At 55.7% G+C, this 5,069-nt stretch carries 5 protein-coding genes; 3 read left to right on the top strand and 2 right to left on the bottom strand.

Annotation, left to right across the window (positions count from 1 at the left end):
• Window positions 1-175: 175 nt before the first annotated feature.
• Both NHH03_RS25680 and NHH03_RS25685 read right to left on the bottom strand, forming a co-directional pair.
• Window positions 176-1,606: a sulfatase-like hydrolase/transferase gene (locus NHH03_RS25680; protein WP_253161172.1), complete on the bottom strand. Its 1,431-nt coding sequence runs from the start codon at window positions 1,604-1,606 to the stop codon at window positions 176-178.
• Between the two features lie 79 nt (window positions 1,607-1,685).
• On the bottom strand, window positions 1,686-2,129 hold the full coding sequence (locus NHH03_RS25685) for a hypothetical protein (RefSeq protein ID WP_253161174.1): 444 nt from the start codon (window positions 2,127-2,129) through the stop codon (window positions 1,686-1,688).
• 161 nt (window positions 2,130-2,290) lie between these two features.
• Here NHH03_RS25685 and NHH03_RS25690 point away from each other — a divergent pair, with 161 nt between their 5' ends.
• The 3 genes from NHH03_RS25690 (at window position 2,291) to NHH03_RS25700 (ending at window position 4,890) form a co-directional block, all read left to right on the top strand.
• Window positions 2,291-3,190 (top strand): phosphatidylserine decarboxylase, encoded by a 900-nt coding sequence (locus NHH03_RS25690; RefSeq protein WP_253161176.1) that lies wholly within the window; start codon window positions 2,291-2,293, stop codon window positions 3,188-3,190.
• A gap of 211 nt (window positions 3,191-3,401) precedes the next feature.
• Window positions 3,402-3,563: a hypothetical protein gene (locus tag NHH03_RS25695; protein WP_253161178.1), complete on the top strand. Its 162-nt coding sequence runs from the start codon at window positions 3,402-3,404 to the stop codon at window positions 3,561-3,563.
• A gap of 49 nt (window positions 3,564-3,612) precedes the next feature.
• Window positions 3,613-4,890 (top strand): DUF1559 domain-containing protein, encoded by a 1,278-nt coding sequence (locus NHH03_RS25700; protein WP_253161181.1) that lies wholly within the window; start codon window positions 3,613-3,615, stop codon window positions 4,888-4,890.
• The last annotated feature ends 179 nt before the right edge of the window (window positions 4,891-5,069 follow it).

Raw genomic sequence — 5,069 nt, forward strand, 5'->3', positions numbered from 1 at the left:
TCTTGAGCTAGCACGAGCAGGCCTGTCTCCGCAGCGGCACGCCAGCGACCGCAACCGTGGAAAACCATGTGGCGACGTTTTTGACTGTGGTTGCGGTCTCATTACGCCAACGGCGTTCGACAGCCTAGCCTAGGGTCAGGTCTTGTGAGCGCAGCGAGCAAACCGCCACTGTTGCTTAGTCGTTGGGATCGGCCAAGGTGTTCCAATCGGGATAGGTTGGCCGCTCACTCGCCTGCTTGCCGGCTTTCAATGGCGGCGGTGGGGGCGCGGTTTCTAGGACATGGTGCAACTTGGCACGGGCGACTTCGGCGGCGGAGTTGAGCGGACTGGCCGGCAACGGGTTGGCTTCCAACAGGTCGTTGGGAACGTTGAAAAAGTCTCCGCTCCGATACAGTTTAAAGTCTTGATCGCGGACATATTGAGTGCCCTTGAACTGGCCCCAGTAGGGTTGATAGTGATTTAGTACCCAATGGCGCGGGTTCCCCGGTTCGCCACGCAATTGTGGCAAGAAACTGCGTCCGTCGGTGGGATCGGCGGCGGTTTGTTGCGGTTCGGCCAATGCAGCAAGTGTGGCATAGAAATCGGTGAAGTCGATCAGATCCTCTAGCACGACGCCTTGGGGGGTGTGGTTTTTCCAATAGGCCACCAACGGCACATGATGGCCCATGTCAGTGGTCGTACCTTTGCCGCCGTGGATGGTTTGTCCCTGCCAACGTGAACTGATGGATTTGTTGGTCCCGTTGTCGGCGGTGAACAGGATCAACGTGTTTTCCAATTGACCGGTTTCACGCACCGTGTCGACCAGCTTGCCGATGATCTTGTCCAGGTAGTTGACCATCGCGACAAAATTGGCTTTCTGCTCTGCCTTGTTCTTGGGTGCCCGATTGGCGTCATGAGTGCGTGGGGCGTCGCCGATGGTGTCCGGCGTGGGGACAAACGGGTTGTGCACCAGTACCGTCGGGTAATAAACAAAGTAGGGTTGTTCTTGATTGCGGCGGATGAAATCACACAGGAAGTCCGACATCAAGTCCGGGCCGTACTTGCCCTCGTTCTGTTGCTTGCTCAGCAGTTGTGTGTTTTGTTCCAGCGGCGGGCTCCAAAATCGTTCGCCGCCGTTCTTGTCGTCCTTGGCTCGGGTTAGTTGCCACAAACAGTATTCATCAAATCCGGCTTGCAGCGGACGTGTGTTGTCGTCGGCACCTGCCGCACTGTGGTACAGACCGTTGAGTTGCCATTTGCCGGCGATGGCGGTTTTGTAACCAGCCGACTTCATCATTTGGCCGAATGTTCGCTCCGCGGGATTGAGGTATCCGAAGTGGGTGTAGTTTCGAAAGCTGTACTTGCCCGTCATGATTTTGACGCGCGACGGGGTGCACAGTGGCGTCGAATAGCAATGATTGAAACGAATCCCCTGGGCAGCCAACGCATCAATATTCGGCGTCTGATAATCCTGTGCGCCATAACATCCAAAACACTCCCAACTGACATCGTCGGCCATGATCAGGATCACGTTGGGACGTCGCGTCGTTGCAGCCGATTCCGCTGGGGGAACGACTTGAGCGTTCAACAAGTCACTGTCGGCGCAGCACAACAACAAGACCAGCACCAGCAAAATCAATTTCCTGGCTGCAAGAGTTGCCCATCTGGAACGGGGCCGCTGTTTTGTGATCATTGCTCGATATCCGCTATGGGATGGATGGATTGAATTGACGTTGGGACAGAAACGCCGCTTCGACGACAGCGGTGTTCATTTCCATCTGTCGCTGGTATTCAGATTGTTTATCAGCATAACGATCGATCATTCGCACCGTCAGTTTTCTGCCGTGGATGGTCGATTGCAGCTCAGGATAGTCGCCGACAAACGCTGGGAGTAAACAAATCGCTTCGGCACAGATCAATTGCATCCGTTGGTCGCTTTGATCCGTCGACGGCGACGCGGCATAAATCACCGCCGGCTCATTCGGGTCGATAAAGTACGCGATGCCTTCGAACAGGATCGCGTCGCCACCCAGAAAGTTTGGGACGTGTGGCAAACGCCCTGTGAAGAATCGTTGACGCAGTTTCTCCCACCAGGACGCTTCCGGTTGGATGGATGTCGGAGCTTGATAGGGATTGGGCGTTTCGTTCACGGGCCTGAGGTTTCCTGCAATCGCCGATTGGGGTGGATGACAAACGACGGTGGTTGCACGACACTTGATCGTCTGGCCATCCGCTGCGATCGCATTGCCCACTCGGCAGATGGCTGTAATCCGCACACACGCACACGGACAAAGTTAGACGGTCAAGGCACATGGATGAAATAGTTTACCACGACCGATACCTGGATAGGTCCAGCGTGGAAAAGGTGTACGGCGACGCGTTTTTGCGGTGGACCTACGGTACTATCGGAGGCAAAGCCGCTTTGGAGGCGCTGGTCAAACGGGCTTGGTTTTCACATTGGTACGGTTGGCGGATGGATCGCCCGGCGTCGCGTGAGAAGATCCAACCGTTCATCGAGCAATACGAGCTTGATGCCAGCGAATTCGTTCGTGCCGCCGACGACTTTGAAAGTTTCAACGCCTTCTTTTACCGGCGTTTGAAACCCTCTGCGCGGCCGATCGACCCGGATCCGTCGCGAGTGGTGTTTCCGGCCGATGGGCGCCACCTGTGTGTGCCCGATCTGTCGCGTTGCGATGGACTGTTTGTGAAAGGCGAGATGTTTGATTTGCCAACGCTATTGGATGACCAGCAATTGGCGGATCAATATGCCAACGGCAGCTTATTGTTGTCACGATTGTGTCCGGTGGATTATCACCGGTTCCACTTTCCGGCGGGCGGTGTTGCCGGCCCAGCCCGATTGATCAATGGACCGCTGTATTCGGTCAACCCGATCGCACTGTGTCAAAACATTCAAATCCTGGCAACCAATAAACGTGTGCTGACCGAGTTAGAAACGGACTCGTTTGGGAAAGTGCTGTTGTTGGAAATCGGCGCCACCTGTGTCGGCGGAATTTGCCAGACCTATTCAGCCGGCCAGACGGTTGGCAAAGGTGACGAGAAAGGCTATTTCCGCTTCGGCGGTTCATCGACGATCGTGATTTTTCCACCCGGCAGCATCCGCTTTGACGATGACTTGCTGGCACAGTCGGCGCAGCAACGCGAACTGTACGCCAAAGTTGGGGACCGAATGGCAACCCGAATCGACCAGTGAACCTTTGGCCAGTTTCGCAGCAGGTCTGAGCCGGGCGTGCGCGATCACAGCAAAGATTTCTGGCTCTCGCGACAGTTCCTGGCATAACCAAATCCTTCGACAGGCGGTTTAACAATGTGGGCCGCGGGGACCGTCAGGGCTGAATGAGGGTCAATTCAGCCACCGTAGCGCAATTTTCAACGCCATCCTTGTCTTCGTTGAGCGTGTGTCGATGAACGCTATTTCTAAGCTCTTCTTGTTCACATTGGTTTGTTTGCCGCTGACAACTGGTTGCGGCGGGTCGGGTTCCGGTGAAACGGTGGCCGACCAAGACGAACTGTCTTCCTATTTGGATGAGCACGGCGATGACACGGATTTGAATGCAGACGACTGACCGCGCGGCGATTTCAACCCTTATCATTCTCTATTCAAACGGAAGTGTGATGATCAAACCTTCGCGGACTCGGATCGGTTTTACACTGGTCGAATTGCTGGTGGTGATCGCCATCATTGGGATTTTGGTCGGCCTACTATTGCCGGCCGTTCAAGCGGCGCGCGAAGCGGCGCGACGGATGAGTTGCAGTAATAACTTTAAACAGGTTGGGTTGGCAGTCCACAATTATCACTCGGCGTTCAAACAGATTCCGCAGCACATGAGTGGAACCACGAATGTGATCAATTCAGGAACGCCCAACCCGATGGCAACCGCAGCCGGCGAGATTGCGACGGCGCACAATCGGTTTGAGATCAGTTGGTTGGTCGGATTGATTCCTTATATGGAACAACAAGGACTGTGGGACACGATTTCCAATCCCTATGATCCGGACAAAGACGGAGCGGCACCGCTGATCCCTGCGATGGGCCCTGATCCACGCCGTTCATTGGGTCACCAAAACACAGTGGCCTACGACCCGTGGATGACAGATATTCCTACGCTGCGCTGCCCCAGTGATCCGGGATTTGGATTGCCCTCGCAAGGGCGCACGAACTACGCCGCCAGTCTTGGCGATGCAACGCATCACCAACACACCGGTCCATGGAATGACAACAAATTCAACGGCGCGGGGCCCAACAGTGGTTGGGCACAGAATTCGATGATTGCCTGTCGTGGGATGTTTGTTTCGCGTCGTGAAATGAAGTTTCGCGATATTCTGGACGGACTTTCAAATACGGTCTGCGCCGGCGAGATCACCACGGATTTGGGCGACGGAGACATTCGTACTCAGCCCGCTCGGTCGCCGCTGGGCCAAGGCGGCGGGGTCACCGGCAACAACGAAATTTCAGGGGCCGGCGGCGTGGAGTCATGCGGCGTGTTTGTCAGTGCGCAACGACCGCGATTTTGGGACCTGACATTGATCGACAGCACGGGCATGGGTGGGACCCAAGACCGGCGCGGATTCAAATGGGCCTATGGTCGACCGTTGTATTCAGCGATGTCAACGATCTCGCCACCCAATTCCGAATTGTGCATGCAATGGAATCATCACAACGAAGGCGTGTTGCCACCAAGCAGTCGACACCAGGGCGGTTGCCATGTGTTGATGGGTGACGGCGCTGTGATTTTCATCAGCGATTCGATCGAGTCGGGCAACCAGCAAAGCGCGATGGTTCGCCGTCAAGCCGGTTACCTGCCAGCCGGTTCCCCCAGCCCATTTGGACTGTGGGGCGCCATGGGCACACGGGCGTCAAGCGAAGTGATTCAAGAGCAACTGAATCAATAGAGCCGGGATTCTGCAGGGCGCTGTAAAAGCCGCGCGGGCGGGCAATCAGACTGCGGCGCGTGAGATTTTAAGTTGCGGCTTTGTGTGGGGCATTGTTTCTTGGTAGCGCAAGGCGTCAGCGAGGGATCCCGTCAACACCCTAAGTCCCTCGCTCAGGCTTTTTGAAGTTGCGCTTATGC

Source organism: Stieleria tagensis (genome assembly GCF_024129865.1).
Lineage (GTDB): Bacteria > Planctomycetota > Planctomycetia > Pirellulales > Pirellulaceae > Stieleria > Stieleria tagensis.